This is a genomic window from Microbacterium sp. NPDC012755, assembly GCF_042901325.1.
GTDB lineage: Bacteria > Actinomycetota > Actinomycetes > Actinomycetales > Microbacteriaceae > Microbacterium > Microbacterium natoriense.
The window spans coordinates 1,056,171-1,076,844 of sequence record NZ_JBIBCT010000001.1; the positions used below are offsets into that span (position 1 = coordinate 1,056,171).

The window sequence follows — 20,674 nt, forward strand, 5'->3', positions numbered from 1 at the left end:
CTTGGGGAATGCTCAGCGCGCGGGGATCAGCGCTGCGGTGCGGCGGGCGAGGTCGTCGATCGCGACCCCGTCGAGCCCGGGGAGGCTCGTCGCGATGCGGTTGCGGAGGGGATCGATGAGGCGGCGGGGAAGGCGGGCGGATCCGGCGAGACCGCCGAGGACCGATCCGACGGTGGCCCCCGCCGAGTCGGTGTCCCATCCGGTGACGACCGCGAGCGGCACGCCCCGTGCGATGTCGCCGCCGCTGCGCGCGAGGGCGAAGGCGATCGTGGCGGCGTTGTTGATCGTGTGCACCCAGTGCAGGTGTCCGTAGGCGGCGTGCAGGGCGTCGATCGCGGCGGTGTCTTCGAGCTCCGACCGCCCGAGGTCGGCGCCGTGCGCGATGGCCCCGGCGAGCTCGGAGCCTGCAGGCACGACGGTCGCGGCCAGGTCGAGGACCTCGTCGACCGAGGAGGCGACGAGGGATGCAGACGTGAGCGCCGCCGCCCACATCGCCCCCCACAGACCGTTGCGCGTGTGGCTGAGCCGGGCGTCGGTCCAGGCCATGCGCGCCGCCTCGGCGAGGTCGCCCGGGTTGATCCAGCCGTGCACGTCGGTGCGGATGAGCGCGCCGATCCACTCGCGGAACGGGTTGCGCACGCGCGCGGCCTCGTCGGGGCGGTAGCCGTCGAGCAGGTTGCGGTACGCGATCCGCTCGGCGGTGAACGTGCGTCCGGCGGGGAGGTCGGCCAGCCACGCCTGCGCGGTGTCGTCGGTCGTGAACCCCCGGCCGGCGGTCTCCAGAACCCGGAGGTTGAGGAGCGGGTAGTTGAGGTCGTCGTCCTCCGGCATCCCGTCGATGTTCTCGACCAGGGAGTTGACGGCGGAGCGGCGGTTCCACGGCCAGCGGGCCGCGACCTCGTCCGGCAGGCCCTGTGCGGTGAAGTAGTCGACGAGGGGCCACCGTCCGGTGGAGCGCAGGATCTCCTCGATGCCCTGGCGCGGGATCTTCTCGACCGGCTTGCCCCACAGGCACCCCGCCGATCTGCCCGCCCACGCCCCGTGGATCCTGTCGAGCAGCACGGCGGCGTCGGGCGCCGGGATGGGCGCGGGGATGCCGTCGAGCTGCGCACGCAGCTCCGGCCAGGCGCTCGGCTCCGGTGCCATGAGGGCGTCGAGCTCCACGAGCAGCTCGCGGGCGAGCGCCCGCAGCTCGTCGGATGCCGCGTCGGGGGTCGCCCCTCCCCTGACCGGGTCGAGCGCGCCGCCCGCCGCACGCCAGCGCTCGGCGATCGCGTCGACCGCCGAGCCCTCGGCGCGCGCCTGCACCAGCTCGTGCGGCACGAGGTCTTCGGGCTGTGCCCAGGTCAGGCGCATCATGCCGCCCGCAGTGCCGCGACGCGGCGGACGTCGGCCTCGGCGCGGGCGACGTCCCTCTCCATGATCTCCACGGCGACGTCCGACAGCAGGGTCGCGTACTCGTCGAAGTCGACCCGGCTGGCCGTCGCGATCGTGTCGAGCATGTCGGCCGGGATGACGGCGTTCCCTCCGATGCCGGCTGCGACGCTCCCTGCCATCGAGGCGATCGAGTCGGAGTCGCGACCGTAGTTGACCGCCCCGAGCACCGTGGGGAGGAAGTCCCCGTCGTAGGCGACGAGGAAGCCCAGGGCGACGGGAAGCTCCTCGATCGACTTCGTGCGGGAGGGCACTCTGGCGTCCATGAGCGGTTCGCGGTACGCGTCGCCCACCGTGTCGAAGGGGCGGATCGCGTCGCGGAGCGCGGCGCCGATCTCGTCGTCCGTGGCGTCGGCGGAGAGGGAGCGCGCAGCATCCACCACGGCGCGGATCGCCGCCGCCGTGCCGTCGTGCGCCACGTCGAGTGCGGCGTCGATCACCGAGTCGACGGTCGCGCCCACCGCGACGGATGCCGCGACCGCCGCCGCGAAGACCCCCGCCGCCTCGCGGCCGTAACTGGACTGGTGGGCGCCGGCGATGTCGATCGCCTCGGCGTACGCGGCCCGCGGATTGCCGGCGTTGACGACGCCGACCGGGGCCATGTACATCGCGGCCCCGCAGTTGACGACGTTGCCGACGCCGGCCTCGCGCGGATCCACGTGGCCGTACTGCAGCCGGGTGACGAGCCACTTCTCGGCGAGGAAGATGCGCTGCAGCAGGATCGACTCCCGCTCCAGCTCGGGGATCCAGCGGATCTCGGTCTGCAGCAGCGGCACCAGCAGCTCCGCCACGGCGAACGCGTCGATGTGGTCGCGGCGCTCCGCGTACACGCGGATCAGCGCCTGCGTCATGAGGGTGTCGTCCGTGATGTGCCCGTCGCCCTTGTGGTACGGGCTCACCGGCCGGGCGGTCTGCCAGTCCAGGTGGTACGGCGGGACGATCCCGTCGATCCGCCCTCCGTAGCGCTCCTTGATCTTCTCGGGGCTGAAGCCCTCGGCTGCTCCTCCCAGCGCGTCTCCGATCGCCGACCCTGCGAGAACCGCCGCCGTGCGTTCCTGAATCCAGCTCATGCCATTCCTCTCATAGGAGCGGGGCGGATGCCCGGCATCCGCCCCGCTCGTCGTCAACCGTTGACCTGTGCCCAGCCGGCGTCGAGCTCGGACGCCAGGCCCTTGTCGTCGATCTCGCCGCCGAGGAACTTCTGGAACGCGGGGGTCGCGACCGTGTCCTTCCAGCGGACGAAGCCGTTCGCCTGCAAGAACACCGGCCCCTGCAGACCCTCCGCCGACTTCACGATCTCGGGCCAGCCGTTCTGGTCGGCCGTCTGCGTCGCGAGCGCCTCGCGCGCCGACACCGTGGTGGGGATGAGTCCGTCGGCGACGTTCATCTTCACGAGGTTGTCGGTCTCCATGAAGTAGTCGAGGAACTTCGCTGCCTGCTTCTGGTGCGGCGAGTCGATGTTGATCGAGAGCGTCTGCGGGTTGGCCGCCTGGACGGCCCCCTCGGACCCGGCGAGCGGGGGCAGCACGATCCAGTCCATGTCGGCCGGAGCGTCCGTGGCGATGTTGGCGACCTGGTACGACCCCTGCACGGTCATCGCCGCCTTGCCGGCGTAGAACGTCGCGAGCACGTCGGAGCCCGACTGGGTGACGCCGATCGGGTCGACGGAGCCGGCCTCGATCATGTCGCGCACGCGGTTCGGGACCTCGAGGTCGGCGTCCTTGACGGCGACCTTCATGTCCTCCCCCTTGCCGGTGAAGTACTCCGAGCCGAAGCCCATGCCGAGGCTCATGAACGCGGCCGTCGGGCTCTTCAGGCCCCACGTGATGCCGTGCACGTCGCCGGAGGTGGTGGCCGCGGCGATGTCGGCCAGCTCGTCCCACGACATCGAGTCGCCGGTCGGGATCTCGACGCCCGCCGCCTCGAGCAGCTTTTTGTTGGCGAACACGACGTAGGTCTGCAGCTCCGTGGGGGCGCCGATGATCTGGTCGTCGACCGTGACCGACTCCAGCACGCCGGGGTCGATGTCGTCGATGGTCTTCTTGCTCAGCAGATCGCTCAGGTCGGCGACGTAGCCGTCTCGGGCGAAGGGCACGATGCCGAGGACCTCGTAGTGGATGATGTCGGGGGCGACGCCGCCGGCGAACTGCGTGGTCAGCTTGTCGTCGAGGCTGTCGGTCGGGGCCTGCCCGATCTCGACCTGGATGTCGGGGTTGTCCTCGTTCCAGGCGTCGACGATCTCCTTCGTCGCCTGGATCGCGGCGGGCTGGTCGGAGAACGACTGGAACGTGATCGAGACCGGCTTGCCGTCGCCGGAGTCGTCGGGCGTCTCCCCTCCCCCCTGGGAGCACGACGCCAGGGTCAGGGCCGTGACGGCCGCTGCGGCGAGCGCGATGGATGCGCGATGAAGCTTCTTCACTTCATACCTCTTTCTCTGTGTGTTCGGGAACTGCGTGGAGACTGCGGGTTCTAGCCCTTGACCGCGCCGGACAGCAGACCGGTGGCCAGGCGCTTCTGGAGCAGGGTGAAGAACACGATGCTGGGGATGCTGGAGAGCAGGGCGCCGGCGGCGAGGGGCCCGACAGCGACCTTGCCCTCACCGCCGACGAACGTGGACAGCGCGATCGGCAGCGTGTAGTTCTCGGGCGACTGCAGGAGCACCAGCGCGAAGAAGAACTCGTTGTACGCCGACACGAAGCTGAACATCGCCGTCGCGACGAGCCCCGGCATGAGCAGCGGGAAGACGACCCGCTGGAGGGTGCGGAACTTGTTGGCGCCGTCGATCGCGGCGGCCTCCTCGACGTCGTAGGGGATCGCCGCCACGTAGCCCTGCAGCATCCACAGGGAGAAGGGCAGCGTGTAGACGGAGTACACCGCGACGAGACCGAGCAGCGAGTCGACCAGGCCGAGCGACCGCAGGATGAAGAACAGCGGGATGACGATGAGGATGACCGGGAAGATCTGGCTCACCAGGATGTATCCGACGCCGATCGAGCGGAGCTTGCCCTGGTACCTGGCCATCACGTAGGCGCCGGGTATCGAGAGCAGGGTCACGATGATCGTCGTCGCGACCGCCACCAGGAGGCTGTTGCCCGCCGCGCGGACGAGCCCCTGGCGTTCGAGCGCCACCATGAAGTTGTCGATCGTCGGCTGCAGCGGGAACAGGTTCACGGCGAGGGAGTTGATCTCCGCCGAGGACTTGAACGCGGTCGAGATCAGCCACAGCAGCGGGAAGCCGAGGAAGACGAGGAATCCGGCGAGCGCGAGGTACTGCAGGATGCGCACGAGCGGCTTCTTCGCGCGCCGGTCGGCCCGACGCCGCTGCGTCTTCGTCGCGTTCTGGGTGACCATGCTCCTGGTCGCGGTCGTGTCGCTCATCGCGCGCTCCTCTCAGGACGGAACTGGCGCCACAGGGCGATCACCAGGATCACGATGAGGAAGAGGACGATCACGTCGCCCATCGCCGCGGCCCCACCGGTGTTGCGGGTCTTGAACGCCTCGAGGTAGGTGAACAGCATCGGCAGCATGGTCCGGCCGCCGGGGCCGCCCTCGGTCATCACGTAGACGATGCCGAAGGAGTTGAAGTTCCAGATGAAGCTCAGGCTGGCGATCGAGAAGATCACGGGGCGCAGAGCGGGGAGCGTGACGTTGACGAATCGCCGCCAGGTGCCGGCGCCGTCCACCGCCGCGGCCTCGAGCAGCTCGCTCGGAACCTGCTGCAGACCGGCGAGCAGCACGACCGTGTTCTGCGGCATCCCGACCCAGACCCCCACGAGGATCACGGCGGGGAGGGCGAGGCCGAAGTCGCCGAGCCAGTTGATGTTCGCCGGTCCTCCGAGGGACTCGATGAGCCAGTTCAGCGGACCGTTGGTCGGCGAATAGATCATCTGCCACATCACCGCGACCACCACGGGCGGCATGGCCCACGGGATCAGCGCCAGCACGCGGGTGATGCCGCGGAAGCGCAGGTCGGTGTTCAGCAGCAGCGCGAGGCACAGCCCGCCGATCAGCTGCAGCGCGGTCACCGTCACGGCCCAGATCATGCCGATACCGAACGACTGCCAGAACTGCGTGTCGGACCCGAGCTTGATGAAGTTCTCGAAGCCGATGAACTGCGTCTCGTGGTTGCGGGCGAGACGCGAGTCGGTGAAGGCCGTCGCGACGCCGATGACGAGCGGGACGACGCTGAGGGCGAGGATAGGGATCAGCGTGGGGATGACGAGGCCGATCGCCTCGTTGCGCCGTGAGCGAGCCAGTCCGCCTGTGCGCGGAGCGGGCGAGGCGGCGGGCCGCCGGATGCCGGAGTCGACGCTCATGCTGCTTCTCCGATCGTCGACGCCCTGATGACGAGCGTCGCCTCGACGGTCTCCCGCCGCGGCGGGCGGGACGGATCGGCGAACCTCTCGCTGAGCATCCGCGCCGCGATCCTCCCTCGACGCTCGGACTGCAGCGACACGGAGGTGAGCGGCGGGCTGTAGAGGGCGGCGAGCTCGGTGTCGTCGATGCCGGTGACGGCGAGATCCTCGGGGACGCGCAGCCCGCGGCGCCGGGCGGCGCTGATGGCGCCGATCGCGATGAGGTCGTTCGCGCACACGATCGCGTCGACGGGGATGCCGTCGTCGAGCGTCGCCGCGAGCAGCCGCTCAGCCGCCTCGACGCCCGCCCCCACCGTGAAGTCGGTGGCGGTGATCTGCAGCGCATCGGCGCGGTGGAGCGCGTGCCGCTCGACGGCGGCGGTGAAGCCCGCGCGACGGGCCGCACCGGGGTTGGTGTTGCCCGGCCCGTTGATGACGGCGATGTGCGTGCGGCCGATCTCGACGAGGTGGTCGACGACCATGCCGACGGCGACCGAGGAGTCGACGAAGACGTTGTCGATGCCGAGGTCGGAGTGCAGGGTGCCGATCACGACGACCGGCACGACCGTGTCGGCGATGGCCTGGCGCAGCGCGGGGGTCACGCGCAGCGGCGAGATGATGAGTCCATCGCCCGCTCCCATGCTCAGCATCCGGACGAGCTCGACGGTCTGATCAGGGCGCCGGCCGGTGGACGAGACGCTGATGCGTGTGGTCTCCCCCAGCTCGGCCTCGATCGCACGCAGCATCTGCACGTAGTTCGGGTTGCCGATGTCGTCGACCGCGAACACGACCTGACGGTGACCGCCGAGGCGCAGCGATCGCGCGGTGGCGTCGGGCAGGTAGCCGATGCGCTTCGCCGCCGTGCGGACCTTGCGGACCATCTCGGGGCTCGCCGAGCGGCCGGTGAGAGCGCGAGACGCCGAGGCCAGCGAGACGCCGGCCGCGGCCGCGACCTCGTGCAGAGTCGGCTTCGTCCCCATGATGCTCCTCTTCGAGTGGAAACGTTTCCAGCATCCGATCATGGAAACGTTTCCAAATCGGCGCTGGTCGGGCTCCAGGGAATCTAGGGGTGTCGGATGCCGGTGTCAAGGGGGGTTTCCCGGGCACAGCTTCAGATCCGAGGTCCCCCCTCCCCGGGCACAGCTTCGGTTCCGGGGTCCTCCCTCCCCGGTCACAGCTTCGGGGTGAAGACTCCGACACCCCGACGATGGATGCCGTGAGCCCGCGTGTCGCGTCCGCACTCCGAAGCTGTGCCCACGCACCCCGAAGCCCCACTCCGAAGCTGTGCCCACGCACCCCGAAGCCCCACTCCGAAGCTGTGCCCACGCACCCCGGAGCCGCACTCCGAAGCTGTGCCTGTCGGGTCGGGATCGAGAACGATGTGCCGGATCAGCCCACGAGGCTGCGGATGCGTTCGGCGCGTGCTCGCATGGCGGGGTCGACCATCTCCCCCGATGCCAGGGTTGCGACGCCCCCCGCGGCGAGCGCGGCGAGAACCTCCTCGGCCCAGGCGACCTCCGCGGGCGTCGGGGAGAACACCGCCGCGATCACCGGGAGCTGCGACGGGTGCACCGCCATCCGACCGAAGAGACCGAGATCCGCCGCGCGGCGGGTGTCGGCGTCGAGGCCTTCCAGGTCGCGGATCGCCGGGAAGACGGATGCCATGGGAGCCGGAAGGCCGGCGGCCCGCGCCGCGAACAGCACCGTGAGGCGCGCGTGCTCGAGCATCCGCTCCCCTCCCCCGACATCGCTGCGCAGGTCGCTCTCGCCGAGTGCCAGCGCGGACACGGTGGGATGCTGCGCGATCTCCGTCGCGTCCACCACCCCGCGCGCGGATTCGAGCAACGCGATCAGCGGCCGCCCGGGCGCGACCGACGCCACCCGATCGACATCGGCAGCGCTCTCGACCTTCGGGAGTCGGATGCCGATCCCCTCGGGAAGTGCGGACACGACGCGGAGATCGTCCTCATCCCCGGCGTTCACGCGCACCTGCACCGCGACCGACGGCGCATCCGCGGCGCCGGTCGCCGCGGAGCCTGCCGCGTGGCGACCCCCGCGAAGCCACTCCACGACCGCGTCCCGAGCCAGAACCTTGCGATCCGGCGCGACAGCGTCTTCGAGGTCGAAGACGATGAGGTCGGCTCCGCTTCCCTCGGCTGACGCGAAGCGGTCGGGGCGGTCCCCCGGCACGTAAAGACCCGTCCGGTAGAGGTCCATCACACCGCACCCGCCTCGCGCAGCGCCGTGATGTCGGCATCCGAGAACCCGACCTCACCCAGCACCTCGTCGGTGTCGGCGCCGTGCGGGCGCCCCGCCCACCGGATCGACCCCGGGGTGCGCGACATCCGGAACAGCACGTTCTGCATCGCGATGTCGCCGAGCTCCTCGTCCGGCACTCTCACGACCGTCCCCAGCGCCCGGTACTGCGGGTCGTCGACGACTCCCCTGACGTCGTAGACCGGGGCGACGGCGGCCGATGCCGCCTCGAACGCCGCGACCACCTCGGCGGCGTCGTGCGCGCCGATCCACGACTGCACCGCGTCGTCGAGCTCGTCGGCATGCCGTGCGCGCTCGTGGCCTGAGGCGAACCAGTCCTCGTCGATGAGCTCCGCGCGGCCGACGATCCGCATCACCCTCTCCGCGATCGACTGCGAGCTGGTCGACACCGCGAGCCAGACGTCGTCGCGCGAGCGGTACACGTTGCGGGGCGCGTTGTTCACCGACCTGTTGCCCGTGCGGGGCTGCACGAGACCGAGCTGGTCCCACGCCGTGATCTGCCCGCCGAGCAGCATCAGGATCGGCTCGATGATCGCCATGTCGACGACCTGCCCCCGCCCGTCGCGCTCGGCGCCGCGCAGCGCGGCCATGACCGCGTACGACGTCGCCAGCGCCGCGATGCCGTCGGCGAGGCCGAACGGCGGCAGCGTGGGAGGCCCGTCCGGATCCCCGGTGAGGGCGGCGAACCCGCTCATCGCCTCGGCCAGACTCCCGAACCCCGGCCGCGAGGAGTACGGGCCGAACTGGCCGAAGGCCGTGACCCTGGCCAGGACCAGGCGCGGGTTCGCCTCGTGCAGACGCTCGGGCGAGAGCCCCCAGCGCTCCAGCGTCCCCGGCCGGAAGTTCTCGATCATCACGTCGGCGTCGGCGACGAGGCGAAGGAGCACGTCGGCTCCGGCATCCGTGCTCAGGTCGATCGTGACCGTGCGCTTGTTGCGCCCGAGCGTCTTCCACCAGAGGTTCACGCCGTCCTTCTGCGGCCCGTGGCCGCGTGAGGCGTCCGGCCTCGTCGGATGCTCGACCTTGATCACGTCGGCGCCGAAGTCACCGAGGAAGGTCGCCGCCAGCGGCCCCGCGAACAGCGTGGACACGTCAAGGACGCGCACCCCCTGCAGCGGCGGCGGTGGAACAGTTCTCAGATCTTCCTGGTCCGGCACCGAGACATGATAGCCACAGGCCCCTATCGATGCTGCCTCCGAGTTGCGAGTCTTGAGAGCTTCCGCGCCCGACCGGACGCCCGCGTCTCGCCGAAGCCCGACAGGCCCGGATCCGCGCGACGGAGCTAGGCTCGCGGCCCTCCGTCGAGATCTCTCCACCCCTTGTAGGCACGCCAGATCCCGACCAGGCCGCTGCCCAGCAGCATGATGCCGACGCCCAGTGCCACGACCACCTCGATGGGTTGGTCCCCTTTGCGCGTCGTCGGGACACCGTCGCGCACATCAAGCCACAGCCCGATCGCGATCAAGGCCGCGCCGATGACGAGCATCAGCAGGTACACCCAGCCTGGTGTGCGCTTCTCCCTTGCGCTCATGGGACCTTTCTCAGAAGTCGTACACATCGCGCCGGTGCGCGACCCTGACCACGGTCACGAGCACCTGGTCATCGATCACCTCGTAGAGGACGCGATAGTCACCGATCCGCACCCGCCACGCGTTGTCGTAGCCGGAGAGTTTGCGGACACCGTGGGGACGGGGTTCATGCTCGAGTTCGGCGACGCCGGCAAGGATCCGTCGACGGATCTGAGTGTCGAGCTTGCGGATTTCCTTAGCGGCCGCAGCAGTGAACTCGACCCGATAGGCAGTCACGCGACTTCGTCGCGCAGCTCATCGAGAGACACGCGCTGCCCGTCGTCCACTGCCCTCGCGGCTGCGAACTCGGCAGCATCGCGCGCGGCTTCGAGTTCTTCGAGCAGCTCCAGGTCATCCACACTGATCACCACGGCGGTCAGCTTGCCGTGACGGGTGACGCCGACGCGCTCGGAACCATAGGCGACACCTCCGAGGACATCGGCCAGACCGTCGCGAAGATCCTTCGAAGCAATGCTGCGGCTGATCGTGTTCATGCACACATTCTATCACTTATGTACATAAGTGATAGAAGATACAAAAGAGATCAGCCCAGGACCGGCGGCACCTCGGACCACAGGATGCGGTCGTCTGTCGAGGGGGCCTCAGGAATACGCCCTGCACCGTCCGGCTCCGGGATCGCGGCGAGCAGCGCCTGGGTGTACGGATGCTGCGGGTCCGACCACACGCGGTCCGTGGGGCCCGACTCCATCACGCGGCCGGAGTAGAGCACGAACGTCCGGTCGGCGATGCGGCGCACCACGGCGAGGTCGTGCGAGATGAACAGCATCCCGGCCCCCGCCTCGGCGACGAGGTCGCGCATGAGACCGGCGACGCTGGTCTGCGTCGAGGCGTCCAGCGCGGAGATCGGCTCATCGGCCACGAGCAGCGACGGCCGCGCGGCGAGCGCCCGCGCGATGGCGATGCGCTGCTTCTGGCCCCCGGAGAACTGATGCGGGAAGCGCGAGGTGACCGTGGTGGGGAGGCCGACCTTCTCCAGCCACTCCTCGACCCTCGACCCCTCGGCTCCCCGCGCCTTGGCGGTCGCGATGCCGTCGGCGATCTGATCGCCGATGCGGCGCCGCGGGTTCAGCGAGGTGGACGGATCCTGGAACACCATCTGGATGCCGGTGAGCGCGGTCGACCGACGGCGGATCCCGAGCGGGGTCACCGGAGCGTCGCGGAACCGCACGGTCCCCGCGGCGAGCTTCTCGATGCCCACGGCCGCGCGGGCCAGGCTCGACTTTCCGCTGCCGGACTCGCCGACCAGCGCGACGGTCTCGCCGGGGGCGACGCTCAGCGAGACGCCGTTGACGGCGATCACCGGCGGGGTGCCGGGGTACCGCACCACCACATCGCGGGCATCGAGGACAGCAACCTCACTCATTCGTCGCCTCCTCCTCGCGCGGTGTCTCCACCGCGACCTCCTGGTGCTCGGCATCCGCCTCGGCGATCTTCGAACCGGGGAGCGCGGCGAGCAGCGTGCGGGTGTACTCGTGCTGCGGCGAGAGGAAGAGCGTCTCGCGGTCGGCCCGCTCCACGATCTCGCCGTTCTTCATGACCGCGACGTCGTCGGCGATGGCGCTCATCACGCCGAGGTCGTGCGTGACGAGGAGCACGGCCAGGTTGCGCTCGATCGCGAGGTCGCGCAGCAGCCTCAGGATGCCGGCCTGCACCGTGACGTCGAGTGCGGTCGTCGGCTCGTCGGCCAGCAGCACCTCGGGGTCGCACGCGAGCGCGCAGGCGATCGCGATGCGCTGACGCTGTCCACCGGAGAACTGATGCGGGTAGCGCTTCAGCGCCTCGGCCGGGTTCGGCACCTGCACGATCTCGAGCAGCTCGATCGCCCTCGCCCTCGCGGCATCCTTCTTGAGGTTCAGGTGCACGCGCATGTGGTCGGTGAGCTGGCGACCCACCGGCAGCTGCGGATGCAGGGAGGCCGAAGGGTCCTGGAACACCATCGCGACCCTCTTGCCGCGGACCCGGTTGAGCTGGCGCCGTCGCATGCCGATGAGCTCGTCGCCCGAGAGGGTGATCGAGCCGCCCGTGCGGGCCTGCCGCGGCAGGAGTCCGAGCACGGCCAGCGAGGTCAGCGTCTTGCCCGAACCGGACTCTCCGGCCAGACCCTGGATGCGCCCCGCCTCGAGGTCGAGGGAGATGCCGCGCACCAGCGGACGGCCGATGTCGATCGTGAGGTCGCGGATGCTGAGCGCGGTCATGCCGTCACCACCTTCGCGTCGGCCTTGTGCTCGGCCTGCTTCTCGTGCGCCATCTCGGCGGTCGGGTCGAGCACGTCGCGCATCGCGTCGCCGAGGAAGTTGAACGCCAGCACCACCGTGAGGATCGCGAGACCCGGGAACACCCCGAGCCACCACGCGTCGAAGTTCTGCATCGCCGCGGAGATCATCGACCCCCACTCCGGGGTCGGCGGCTGAGCGCCGAGACCGAGGAAGGAGAGCCCGGAGAGCAGCAGGATCGCCGCGCCGATGTCGAGCGTCGCGAGCACGAGCATGGGGCCCGCGATGTTCGGCAGGATGTCGACGAACAGGGTGCGCAGCGGCGAGTGGCCGAGCAGGCGCCCGGCGATCACGTAGTTCTGCCCGCGGAGACCCAGCACGATGCTGCGGGTGACGCGCGAGTACTGCGGCCACGACACCACGATCGCCGCTATCACCGCGTTGAACAGGGACGGGCCGAGGGATGCGGCGACCACCATCGCGAGGATCACCGTCGGGAACGCCATGAACAGGTCGGTGATGCGCATCAGCGTCTCGTCGACCCAGCCGCCGAAGTAGCCGGCGACGGCGCCGATCACGGTGCCGATGATCATGGCCGCGATCACGAGCATGAGCGCGAGCGGAAGGCTCACGGTCGCGCCCGTCATCAGACGGGAGAAGATGTCACGGCCGTTGCCGTCGGTGCCGAGGAGCGTGTCGATGCCCGGCGGCTGCAGTCGGGGGAGCTTCTGCGCGTTCGGGTCGAACGGCACCCACCACTGCGCCGTGAAGGCGATGATCACCCAGGCCAGTGCGATGACCGTGCCGATCACGCCGAGCGGCGTGCGCCAGGCGCGCGGCCAGCGGAACCGGAACCGCCACCGCCCGCCGGCCTCTTCGATGCGGCTCATGCGATCCTCACTCTCGGGTCCAGGACGCCGTAGAGCAGGTCGACGACGAAGTTGATGAGGAGGTAGATGAGGCCGACGACCAGACCGACGCCCATGATGCCGGGGAGGTCGAGGTTGGCGGCCGAGTTGTAGGCGTAGGTGCCGAGGCCCGGCCACGCGAACACCGACTCGACGAGCACGGTGCCCGACAGCAGCGAGCCGAACGCGACGCCCACGACCGTGAGGATGGGGAGGGATGCTCCGCGCAGCACGTAGTCGAGGATCACACGCATCGCGGGCAGACCCTTGGCTCTCGCCGCGCGCACGTAGTCGCTGCCCAGCACCTCCAGCACCGAGGTGCGGATGAACCTGGTGAGCAGTCCGATCGTCACGAGCGAGAGCACGAGGATCGGAAGCGCCAGGTGCGCCAGCGCGTCGAAGTAGCCGACGCCGTCGCCGTTCAGCAGGAAATCGATCGTGTACATGCCGGTGATCTTCGGCGGCGGCAGGATCGACGGCGAGATGCGCCCGGAGCCGGGAGCGATGTGCAGCTGCAGGAAGAACACGTAGAAGCTGACCAGCGCGAGCCAGAACGTCGGAACGCTGAGCCCCACCAGGGTGACCACGCGGATCACCTGGTCGGTGACGAGCCCACGGCGGTACGCGGCGAGCGTGCCGAGCACGATGCTCACCGCGAGGCTGAGGATGATGGCGCCGATCGCGATCTCGATGGTCGCGGGCACCGCGGTGGCGAGGTCGCTGGTGACCGGGCGTCCGGTCACCAGCGACGTGCCGAGGTCTCCGCGGAGGAGGTTCCCCATGTAGATGAAGTACTGCACGATCAGCGGCTGATCGAGCCCGTGCGCCTGGATGAACGCCTCTCGCGTCGCCGGGTTCTGCGACGCGCCCTCACCCAGCGCGGCCGACACGGGGTCGCCCGGCACCAGGTTCGTGAGCGCGAAGGTCACGATCGTGACTCCCACCAGCAGGAGCAGGGAGGTCCCGATCCGGCGCAGCAGGTAGCCGATCAGCGGAGACCTGCGCCGCTGCGCCTGTCTCTGCACCGCCACTGTCGTCATGAGCGCCTCAGCCCGCGGGAGTGATCTCGGCGATGTCCATCTCCCACACGGAGTTGTACACGGCGCCGGTGACGGCATCCGCCGTGGCGATGTTGCGACCGGGGACGATCAGCGGCACGAACGGGCCCTCCTCCTGCATCGCCTCGGCGAACGAGGTGAACGCGGCGGAACGGGTGTCGGCATCCGTGGCGCTGGCCGCACCGGCGGCGATGCCCGCGATCTCCGGGTTCGCGTCGGCCGCCCAGCCGGCGCGCAGGCCGACCTTCAGACCGGGTGCGAAGGGGAGGAAGTTCGCGGAGTCCGCGTAGTCGGGACCCCAGAACCACAGGCCGAAGCCCTCGGTGCCGTTGACGTACGCGTCGAGCTCGGTCGCGAAGGGCTGCGGGGCGAGCTCCACGGTGATGCCGGCATCCGCCAGCTGCGACTGGATGCGCTCGGCGAGCGGGGTGAACTCCACGCCGCCGACCGGGTAGTCGTTCGGGAACTGCAGCTTGAGCGTCTGGCCCGTGTAGCCGGCTGCGGCGAGCGCGGCGTCGGCCTTCGCCTTGTCGGGCTTCACACCCGTCTTGAGCGCGCCCTCGAATCCGGGCGGGATGACGCCGGTGGCCTGCACCGCTCCGGCGCCGGCGAGCTCCAGCAGAGCGTCGTAGTCGAGGGAGTAGCGGATCGCCTCGGCGATCTTGACGTTCGCGAGGTCGCCCGCGACGGCCTGCGACTGGTTCAGCAGCAGGAAGATCGTCTGACCCGACGGGACCGACTCGACCTTCAGGCTGTCGCCGAGACCGGCGACCTGGTCGCCGTTGAGGTCCATCGCGACCATCGAGTCGCCGCCCTTGAGGTTCGCGAGCTGCGTCGCGCTCTCGGAGACGTTGCGCACGACGACGCGGTCGTAGCCGGCCTTCTCGTCGCCGTTGTACTTGTCGTTCTTCTTCAGCACGACCTGCGACGAGAGGTCGAGGGTGTCGAGGACGAAGGGACCGGAGCCCGCCGATGCGCCGTCGAGGAACTTCTGCGCGCTGTCGGAGCCGTCGGTCGAGCCGCCGTTCTCGATGACCACATCGGAGTTCACGATGCCCAGGGCCGGGTTCGCGAGGATCGCGGGGAGCTGGAGCAGCGGGGTCTCGGAGGTGATCGTGACGGTCTTGTCGTCGACCTCCGCGATGGTGAGCCCGCCGAGCAGGAAGTTGGGCTTGGCGTCGGCCATGCCCTGGATGCGCTGCAGCGAGAACACGACGTCCTTGGCCTCGATCGGCGTGCCGTCGGAGAAGACGCGGTCGCCCTCGAGCGTGAACGTGAACTCGGTGGCGGTGTCGTTCTGCTCCCACGACGCGAGACCGGGGATCGGCGTCGAGACGTCGGATCCCTTGAAGTCGACCAGCGTCTCGTAGAGCGCCTTCGCGATCATGTTGCCGGTGGGGTCGTAGGTGTGACCGGGGTCGCCCGTCTCGATCGAGAAGGCGGTGTCGATGACGAGCGAGTCGCCACCGGCGGAGTTGCCGCCGCCGTTGGCGGAGTTGCCGCCGGAGCATCCGGCGAGGGCGAGGAGCGCGACGGCTCCCAGAGCGATGAGTGAGGTGCTGCGACGCGACACCATGGTGACCTCCAAGGGCGAGGAGTACATTTCGGGTAGGACGCCCGATATGGACGACCGTGTTCAGATTCCCATGATGTGCGACGATCTGTCTATCAAGAATGCGTAACGCTGGCTCAATCTGATGCCAGCCCTAGCCGAGAGGTGCAATATGTCCAGCAGTGACGCAGAAGTCCTGAAGCAATCTGGACGAAGTGCCATGCCACTCGACGACATCGCGTACAGAATTCTCGACGTGCTGCGTGAGAACGGGCGCGTCTCGATCGCCGCCCTCGCCGAGAAGGTCGGCATCTCGAGGGCGAACGCGTACACCCGGGTCGAGTCGCTCGTGCATGACGGCGTCATCACCGGGTTCAGCGCACGGGTCGACCCCGCGAAGGCCGGACTCTCGATCGGCGCCCTCGTGTTCGTGACCGTGATGCCCCAGGCGTGGGCGTCGTTCCGCGAGCGGATCATGGAGATGCCCGACGTCGAGTGGTGCGCCATCACGACCGGCGAGCACGATGCGATGCTGCTGATCCGCGCCGTCGATGTCAGCGGCGTGCACGAGTTCTCCACCGGGGTCATCGCCCAGCTCCCCGAGGTCCGCACGGTCGTCAGCGTCGTCGTGCTCGACGAGGTGATCCGCCGCTCGTACCTGCTGCCGTCCGACCTGCCGGAGCGCAGCGTCGAGGTGCCCCTGGGGATGACCCGCTGGACCCCCGCGTCCCCCGGCCGCGACACGCTCCCCCCGCGCTGACGCTCTGCGCGCGGTGGTCGCGCGCTCGTGCGCTCGGCACTTGCGCGAGGGGCCAACAACTGCGGCATCCGCACCCCCACACCCCACACTTCACGACCCCTCACCCCACACGCACGCACACGCTCACGCACGCACCAGGCGTGAGAGGTCACAAAACGCGGCATCCGCACCCCCACACCCCACACTTCACGACCCCTCACCCCACACGCACGCACGCACCAGGCGTGAGGGGTCACAAAACGCGGCATCCGCACCCCCACACTCAGCACTTCATGACCCCTCGGCGAGAGCGCGAGGGCCGTCAGATGACCGCACTCGTGGACGGGCGCGGCGCTCAGGCGGCGGCGATCTCCTCGCACACGCTGAGCTGCGGGGCACCGTGCATCTCGTAGTGCTCCACCAGGCGGATGAGTCCGTCGTCGGTGAGCTCGAGGTCGCTCTCGCCGTCTCCGGTCACGACCGTGCCGTCGGCGACGAGCACGTGCACGAACGACACCCAGATCGTGTCGCCCGTGCGGGTTCCGACGAAGCGTCCGAAGGTCACGGTGTCGCCGGAGTAGTCGCCCCAGATCGCGCCGTCGCGCTCCCAGTACACGAACTCGCTCGGAGCCTCAGGGTCCACGGCGGAGGTTGTGGAGGAGATCATCCGGAAGCGCCGGCCGTCGAGGGAGGGAATGCTCATGCTCCTGATTATGGACGATCGGAGCGGGTGCGCCATTCGCGGTCGAGGATGCCGTAGACGAGCAGGGTCGTCCATTCGCCCTTGAACCAGGAGCCCTCGACGAACCTCGCCTCCCTGCGGAGACCCAGTCGTTCAGCGACCCTGGCCGACGCGGTGTTGCGCTCGTCGATGCGTGCAGCGATGCGGTGCAGACCGAGTCCGTCGAAGCCGAGATCGAGCAGGGCGGACACCGCCTCCGTCGCATAGCCGCGCCCCGAGAAGGCCGGATCGAGGATGTAGCCGACCTCTCCCTCGCGGTCCTCCTCGTTGCGCCAGAACAGCACGATGTCACCGACCAGGCGTCCGGTCTCCTGCTCCTCCACGCCGAGGCAGATCGCGTCGCCCACCTTCTCGAACCGGCTCGTCGACCATCGCGTCGCGAGCCGCTCCTCGACCTCGGCGAGCGTGAGCGGGTCGTACGGCACGTAGCGCACCGCGTCGGCATCCGACTTGTAGACGACCATCTGCTCGGCGTCGGAGGGACGGAGCGGACGCAGCAGCAGCCGCTCGGTGCGGATCGGGTACTCCGGTGCGAGCATCGTCACTCCAGGTCCAGCGAGAGCAGTCCGGGCCACGGCGCGGTCTCAGCGCGCACCGCCTCGAGGAACGCGGCATAGTCGGGGGTCATCGTGATCCGCGTGGACCCGAGCACGTGGGTGATGCTGCGGCCGGCCGCGCGCTCGATCCTGATCCTCCTGATCGGGTACGCGGGCGGCGTCAGCCAGACGCGCGTCAGCTGCGCGTACGGGTGGTCGACCTCGCCGATCCGGATGCCGTGGTGGCTGAGGGAGATCTGGGTCGGGGTCGTCCGGGCGACGCGGTACCGCTGTGCGGCGCCGATGCCGAATCCGATGGCGGCGACACCCGCCATCGGCGCGATCAGGATGAGCGCCGACAGCTCCCCCTCCAGGAAGCCGGGCGTGAACGCCATCAGCACCGTCCCGATGGTCGCCGCGGCGAACACGATCGCGGCGATGAGGAAGCCGCGGCCGAGGCTGCGCTCCTTCGAGGCGTCGATCGTGAACGTCGTCGGCAGCTTCGCCCTGGCGCGCGCCGCCTCGACGGGGTCGACCGCGGGCGGTGCACTGATCGGCGTGAGCTGCGCCATGAGCTCGTTGAAGGTGGTCCGGGTGAAGCCGGGCAGCTCGATCACCGTCTCGCGCCCGCCCGTCCAGGCGATCAGGGCCCTGGTGGTGCCGGTGCGGAAGCCGTTCGTGCGGTGCTCGGTGATCTTCGAGCGGAAGGCCGTCGTCGCACGGCTGTAGGTCTCGGTGCTTCCCGGACGGCCGATCTCCACGGAGTCCGCCCGCACGATCACCCGGATGTTGCGGAACCAGAACGCGCCGATCCACACGGCCAGTGTGATGGCGATCACGACGACGAGCACGATCGTGCCGCGCGTCGAGATCGTCATGTTCGGCGGCAGGAACTTCGGCAGGAGGAAGAGCACGGCGGCCGCGAACACGACGGTGAGGAGCAGCGATCCCCCGGCGGTGCGGAGCGGATGCCGGCGGAAGACGCGCTCTGCGGGCGCGACGGAGACCTGACTCATGCGCCCAGTCTGCCGCACCGGCGTCGCCCGATGCGGGCACGATGACGACGGGTACCGTGGACGCATGGAGTGGATTGCCGATCCGACCGCGGGAGCCTGGTTGAGAGACCGCCTCGACGCCTCGTTCGACAGCATGCACGGAGTCGTCCCGCGCGGCTACCCCGCCTACGCCCGCGTGCTGCACCCGACGATCGTGCAGTCGCTGCCCGGCCGCGCGGTGCCGACTCCCGAGGAGTGGACGCGGATGCCGGATCGCGAGCGGCTGCGCCTGTCGGAGCTGCTCGTCACCGAACTCGCCACCTGGCGCGACGCCGCCGACGCGTTCGGCACCGTCCTGCATCCGCTCGCGCAGTGGCTGCACCTCGTGCGCACGCCTCCTGGTGAGGACGGGAACGTCAGGATCGCCCCCGACGGACGCGAGTTCTCGGGGCCGGCGCTCGGGCAGCTGAGCTCCGAGCTCCTCTCGTCCGTCGCCGGTCACCTCGCCGAGCACACCTCGACACCGGATGCCGGTGTCGCCGCGCTCTGGGAGGGACGCGGGGGTCTCCTCGGCTTCCTCGGCCACAGTCCGTCCCGTCTGTTCTTCACGGTCGACGAGGATCCGAACCATCGGGCGATGCTCGATCGCAGCACCCACGACCCGTTCAACAACGTGTTCCGCAAGCCCACCTGGCAGGAGGGCATCCTGTCGCGGGAGATCTCCGAGGGGCCGCGGCTCGAGCTGCCCGAGCGCGCGTACGTGCAGTTCTCGGCATCCGCCCGCGAGTTCGCGGAGCTGGACTGGATGCTGCACGCGCCGTGGCGGGATCTGCCCGCCGAGGAGCACGGCTTCCCTCCGAACGCGATCAGTCCGCAGATCCTGTGGCCCGATGACCGCGCGTGGGTGCTGGTCTCGGAGATCGACTATGACTCGACCGTGATCGCGGGCTCCGTCGAGCTGATCGCGGCGATCTGCGCCGACGAGCGGATCGAGGCGTTCCCCATCCCCGAGGGCTCCCTCCTGCATGAGGACGCCGACGAGGAGAACCGGTGACGACGCCCGCACCGCAGCCGGGTTTCGATGCGCGCCCCCTGTGGGAGCCGGTCGATCCTCAGGCGGTGCGGGCCTTCGCCGCCGAGCTGCGCGCCCGCCGCACGACGGGCGGCGGCTCGACCTCGGCGATCATCGGCATCGTCATCGCCGTGGCGGCCGGCGTCATCATGATCCCGATGATCGGCGTGGCCTTCGCGGGCCTCGCCTTCTCGGGAGGAGACGGATCACTGCTCGCCGCGCTCCCGCTCGTGCTCTTCGGAGGCGGCGGCATCCTGATCGCGGTCGTGGCGTGGGCCGGATGGCGCAACCGGCGCGTCTCCGCCTACCGGCTGCACCGCTTCGCGCAGGCGAACGGCATGAGCTACCAGGAGAGGGTGGCCGACCCTCCGTTGCCGGGGATGATCTTCAGCCTCGGCCGGTCGCGGATGTCCACCGACCTGGTCCGAGGCTCCATTCCCCGCTTCGTCGAGTTCGGGAACTACCAGTACACCGTGCAATCGGGGAAGAACTCGACCACGTACCACTGGGGCTACGTCGCGGTGAAGCTCGACGTGCCGCTGCCCAACATCGTGCTCGACGCGAAGGGCAACAACGCCTTCGGCACGAACCTGCCTGCGGCGTTCGAGCGCAGGCAGCGGCTGTCGCTCGAGGGCGACTTCGACGACTACTTCACGCTGTACTGCCCCGAGGGCTACGAGCGCGACGCGCTGTACCTGTTCACGCCCGACATCATGGCGCGCTTCATCGACAACGCGGCCCAGCTCGACGTGGAGATCGTCGACGACTGGATGTTCCTGTACACGCAGCGCAAGGCGTCGACCCTCGACCCCGCCACCTGGGCGTGGCTGTTCGGCGCGGTCGGTGCGCTGATCACGAAGCTCGATCAGTGGGCGCGCTGGCGGGACGAGCGCCTGCTGGCAGAGAACATCGGCGCGGTGCAGGCTGCGACTCCGGTCGCGCTGCCCTTCGCTCCCCCGGTCGGGATGCTCACGCCGCCGCCGGGCGTCGCGCACGAGGGGCGTCGACTGAAGCGACGGTTCTCGTGGGTTCCGATCGTGGTCGCCGTGGTGATCGGCATCGCCTGGATCTGGATGCGAACACTCGGCTGAGCGGACATCGGGTGTGGGGGTGGGTGCTGTTTGGGGACCAGCCGCCCACCCCATCCCCCCTCGGGATCAGAAGAAGATCGACTCTCCCTCCGCAGGACGGCATGACCGTCCGC

At 69.6% G+C, this 20,674-nt stretch carries 22 protein-coding genes; 3 read left to right on the forward strand and 19 right to left on the reverse strand.

Annotated elements, in window-relative coordinates; genetic code table 11:
* Nucleotides 1-12: 12 nt before the first annotated feature.
* From ACFY5A_RS05065 to ACFY5A_RS05140, 16 genes are all read right to left on the reverse strand, one after another.
* Nucleotides 13-1,359 carry an ADP-ribosylglycohydrolase family protein gene (locus ACFY5A_RS05065; protein ID WP_387232167.1) on the reverse strand — a complete coding sequence of 449 codons (1,347 nt, stop codon included), beginning with the start codon at nt 1,357-1,359 and terminating at the stop codon, nt 13-15.
* The gene (locus ACFY5A_RS05070; protein ID WP_223585509.1) at nt 1,356-2,504 is read right to left on the reverse strand and encodes an ADP-ribosylglycohydrolase family protein; all 1,149 of its coding nucleotides are present in this window, start codon (nt 2,502-2,504) and stop codon (nt 1,356-1,358) included. The genes ACFY5A_RS05065 and ACFY5A_RS05070 overlap by 4 nt, the downstream gene beginning before the upstream one ends.
* 53 nt (nt 2,505-2,557) lie before the next feature.
* Nucleotides 2,558-3,853, reverse strand: coding sequence for an ABC transporter substrate-binding protein (locus ACFY5A_RS05075; protein WP_387232169.1), 1,296 nt, complete (start codon nt 3,851-3,853; stop codon nt 2,558-2,560).
* 50 nt (nt 3,854-3,903) lie between these two features.
* Nucleotides 3,904-4,812 (reverse strand): carbohydrate ABC transporter permease, encoded by a 909-nt coding sequence (locus ACFY5A_RS05080; RefSeq protein WP_341940835.1) that lies wholly within the window; start codon nt 4,810-4,812, stop codon nt 3,904-3,906.
* Entirely contained in the window at nt 4,809-5,750 is a 942-nt protein-coding gene (locus ACFY5A_RS05085) for a carbohydrate ABC transporter permease (RefSeq protein ID WP_105676765.1), read from the reverse strand. Before ACFY5A_RS05085 ends, ACFY5A_RS05080 begins: the two co-directional genes overlap by 4 nt.
* Nucleotides 5,747-6,769, reverse strand: a complete 1,023-nt coding sequence (locus ACFY5A_RS05090) for a LacI family DNA-binding transcriptional regulator (protein ID WP_387232171.1) — start codon at nt 6,767-6,769, stop codon at nt 5,747-5,749. The genes ACFY5A_RS05085 and ACFY5A_RS05090 overlap by 4 nt, the downstream gene beginning before the upstream one ends.
* Nucleotides 6,770-7,178: 409 nt before the next feature.
* Nucleotides 7,179-8,006 carry an HpcH/HpaI aldolase/citrate lyase family protein gene (locus ACFY5A_RS05095; protein WP_387232173.1) on the reverse strand — a complete coding sequence of 276 codons (828 nt, stop codon included), beginning with the start codon at nt 8,004-8,006 and terminating at the stop codon, nt 7,179-7,181.
* The gene (locus tag ACFY5A_RS05100; protein WP_387232175.1) at nt 8,006-9,172 is read right to left on the reverse strand and encodes a CaiB/BaiF CoA transferase family protein; all 1,167 of its coding nucleotides are present in this window, start codon (nt 9,170-9,172) and stop codon (nt 8,006-8,008) included. Before ACFY5A_RS05100 ends, ACFY5A_RS05095 begins: the two co-directional genes overlap by 1 nt.
* Nucleotides 9,173-9,348: 176 nt before the next feature.
* Nucleotides 9,349-9,597 (reverse strand): hypothetical protein, encoded by a 249-nt coding sequence (locus tag ACFY5A_RS05105; protein WP_341940830.1) that lies wholly within the window; start codon nt 9,595-9,597, stop codon nt 9,349-9,351.
* Between the two features lie 10 nt (nt 9,598-9,607).
* On the reverse strand, nt 9,608-9,871 hold the full coding sequence (locus ACFY5A_RS05110) for a type II toxin-antitoxin system RelE/ParE family toxin (protein ID WP_341940829.1): 264 nt from the start codon (nt 9,869-9,871) through the stop codon (nt 9,608-9,610).
* The gene (locus tag ACFY5A_RS05115) at nt 9,868-10,128 is read right to left on the reverse strand and encodes a type II toxin-antitoxin system prevent-host-death family antitoxin (protein WP_341940828.1); all 261 of its coding nucleotides are present in this window, start codon (nt 10,126-10,128) and stop codon (nt 9,868-9,870) included. Before ACFY5A_RS05115 ends, ACFY5A_RS05110 begins: the two co-directional genes overlap by 4 nt.
* Before the next feature lie 50 nt (nt 10,129-10,178).
* Nucleotides 10,179-11,018 carry an ABC transporter ATP-binding protein gene (locus ACFY5A_RS05120; RefSeq protein WP_105676752.1) on the reverse strand — a complete coding sequence of 280 codons (840 nt, stop codon included), beginning with the start codon at nt 11,016-11,018 and terminating at the stop codon, nt 10,179-10,181.
* Nucleotides 11,011-11,850 (reverse strand): ABC transporter ATP-binding protein, encoded by an 840-nt coding sequence (locus ACFY5A_RS05125; protein ID WP_387232178.1) that lies wholly within the window; start codon nt 11,848-11,850, stop codon nt 11,011-11,013. The genes ACFY5A_RS05120 and ACFY5A_RS05125 overlap by 8 nt, the downstream gene beginning before the upstream one ends.
* Nucleotides 11,847-12,758: an ABC transporter permease gene (locus ACFY5A_RS05130; protein WP_105676750.1), complete on the reverse strand. Its 912-nt coding sequence runs from the start codon at nt 12,756-12,758 to the stop codon at nt 11,847-11,849. Before ACFY5A_RS05130 ends, ACFY5A_RS05125 begins: the two co-directional genes overlap by 4 nt.
* Complete coding sequence (locus tag ACFY5A_RS05135; protein ID WP_105676749.1) at nt 12,755-13,816, reverse strand: ABC transporter permease; 1,062 nt, start codon at nt 13,814-13,816, stop codon at nt 12,755-12,757. Before ACFY5A_RS05135 ends, ACFY5A_RS05130 begins: the two co-directional genes overlap by 4 nt.
* A gap of 7 nt (nt 13,817-13,823) precedes the next feature.
* Nucleotides 13,824-15,410 carry an ABC transporter substrate-binding protein gene (locus tag ACFY5A_RS05140; protein WP_105676747.1) on the reverse strand — a complete coding sequence of 529 codons (1,587 nt, stop codon included), beginning with the start codon at nt 15,408-15,410 and terminating at the stop codon, nt 13,824-13,826.
* A 196-nt stretch (nt 15,411-15,606) separates the two neighbouring features.
* On the opposite strand from ACFY5A_RS05140, the gene ACFY5A_RS05145 reads away from it, so the two are divergent.
* The gene (locus ACFY5A_RS05145; protein ID WP_105676746.1) at nt 15,607-16,146 is read left to right on the forward strand and encodes an Lrp/AsnC family transcriptional regulator; all 540 of its coding nucleotides are present in this window, start codon (nt 15,607-15,609) and stop codon (nt 16,144-16,146) included.
* A gap of 334 nt (nt 16,147-16,480) precedes the next feature.
* Here ACFY5A_RS05145 and ACFY5A_RS05150 read toward each other — a convergent pair whose 3' ends face one another.
* The 3 genes from ACFY5A_RS05150 to ACFY5A_RS05160 are packed head-to-tail and all read right to left on the reverse strand — an operon-like array spanning nt 16,481 to nt 18,419.
* Complete coding sequence (locus ACFY5A_RS05150) at nt 16,481-16,828, reverse strand: hypothetical protein (protein ID WP_223585500.1); 348 nt, start codon at nt 16,826-16,828, stop codon at nt 16,481-16,483.
* Between the two features lie 8 nt (nt 16,829-16,836).
* A complete protein-coding gene (locus ACFY5A_RS05155) occupies nt 16,837-17,406 on the reverse strand; it encodes a GNAT family N-acetyltransferase (RefSeq protein WP_341942604.1) in 570 nt (189 codons plus the stop codon).
* Between the two features lie 2 nt (nt 17,407-17,408).
* The gene (locus ACFY5A_RS05160; protein ID WP_387232181.1) at nt 17,409-18,419 is read right to left on the reverse strand and encodes a hypothetical protein; all 1,011 of its coding nucleotides are present in this window, start codon (nt 18,417-18,419) and stop codon (nt 17,409-17,411) included.
* A 64-nt stretch (nt 18,420-18,483) separates the two neighbouring features.
* Here ACFY5A_RS05160 and ACFY5A_RS05165 point away from each other — a divergent pair, with 64 nt between their 5' ends.
* Nucleotides 18,484-19,452 carry a hypothetical protein gene (locus ACFY5A_RS05165; RefSeq protein WP_387232183.1) on the forward strand — a complete coding sequence of 323 codons (969 nt, stop codon included), beginning with the start codon at nt 18,484-18,486 and terminating at the stop codon, nt 19,450-19,452.
* Complete coding sequence (locus tag ACFY5A_RS05170) at nt 19,449-20,561, forward strand: hypothetical protein (RefSeq protein WP_387232184.1); 1,113 nt, start codon at nt 19,449-19,451, stop codon at nt 20,559-20,561. The genes ACFY5A_RS05165 and ACFY5A_RS05170 overlap by 4 nt, the downstream gene beginning before the upstream one ends.
* Nucleotides 20,562-20,674 lie beyond the last annotated feature (113 nt).

Bases quoted from the DNA above. Each gene is read 5' to 3' on its own strand.
- ACFY5A_RS05140 (WP_105676747.1), bottom strand. From the start codon at position 15,410: ATGGTGTCGCGTCGCAGCACCTCACTCATCGCTCTGGGAGCCGTCGCG.
- ACFY5A_RS05135 (WP_105676749.1), bottom strand. From the start codon at position 13,816: ATGACGACAGTGGCGGTGCAGAGACAGGCGCAGCGGCGCAGGTCTCCG.
- ACFY5A_RS05145 (WP_105676746.1), top strand. From the start codon at position 15,607: ATGCCACTCGACGACATCGCGTACAGAATTCTCGACGTGCTGCGTGAG.
- ACFY5A_RS05095 (WP_387232173.1), bottom strand. From the start codon at position 8,006: ATGGACCTCTACCGGACGGGTCTTTACGTGCCGGGGGACCGCCCCGAC.
- ACFY5A_RS05125 (WP_387232178.1), bottom strand. From the start codon at position 11,850: ATGACCGCGCTCAGCATCCGCGACCTCACGATCGACATCGGCCGTCCG.
- ACFY5A_RS05085 (WP_105676765.1), bottom strand. From the start codon at position 5,750: ATGAGCGTCGACTCCGGCATCCGGCGGCCCGCCGCCTCGCCCGCTCCG.
- ACFY5A_RS05090 (WP_387232171.1), bottom strand. From the start codon at position 6,769: ATGGGGACGAAGCCGACTCTGCACGAGGTCGCGGCCGCGGCCGGCGTC.
- ACFY5A_RS05080 (WP_341940835.1), bottom strand. From the start codon at position 4,812: ATGAGCGACACGACCGCGACCAGGAGCATGGTCACCCAGAACGCGACG.
- ACFY5A_RS05160 (WP_387232181.1), bottom strand. From the start codon at position 18,419: ATGAGTCAGGTCTCCGTCGCGCCCGCAGAGCGCGTCTTCCGCCGGCAT.
- ACFY5A_RS05065 (WP_387232167.1), bottom strand. From the start codon at position 1,359: ATGATGCGCCTGACCTGGGCACAGCCCGAAGACCTCGTGCCGCACGAG.
- ACFY5A_RS05130 (WP_105676750.1), bottom strand. From the start codon at position 12,758: ATGAGCCGCATCGAAGAGGCCGGCGGGCGGTGGCGGTTCCGGTTCCGC.
- ACFY5A_RS05150 (WP_223585500.1), bottom strand. From the start codon at position 16,828: ATGAGCATTCCCTCCCTCGACGGCCGGCGCTTCCGGATGATCTCCTCC.
- ACFY5A_RS05155 (WP_341942604.1), bottom strand. From the start codon at position 17,406: ATGCTCGCACCGGAGTACCCGATCCGCACCGAGCGGCTGCTGCTGCGT.
- ACFY5A_RS05120 (WP_105676752.1), bottom strand. From the start codon at position 11,018: ATGAGTGAGGTTGCTGTCCTCGATGCCCGCGATGTGGTGGTGCGGTAC.
- ACFY5A_RS05070 (WP_223585509.1), bottom strand. From the start codon at position 2,504: ATGAGCTGGATTCAGGAACGCACGGCGGCGGTTCTCGCAGGGTCGGCG.
- ACFY5A_RS05105 (WP_341940830.1), bottom strand. From the start codon at position 9,597: ATGAGCGCAAGGGAGAAGCGCACACCAGGCTGGGTGTACCTGCTGATG.
- ACFY5A_RS05165 (WP_387232183.1), top strand. From the start codon at position 18,484: ATGGAGTGGATTGCCGATCCGACCGCGGGAGCCTGGTTGAGAGACCGC.
- ACFY5A_RS05115 (WP_341940828.1), bottom strand. From the start codon at position 10,128: ATGAACACGATCAGCCGCAGCATTGCTTCGAAGGATCTTCGCGACGGT.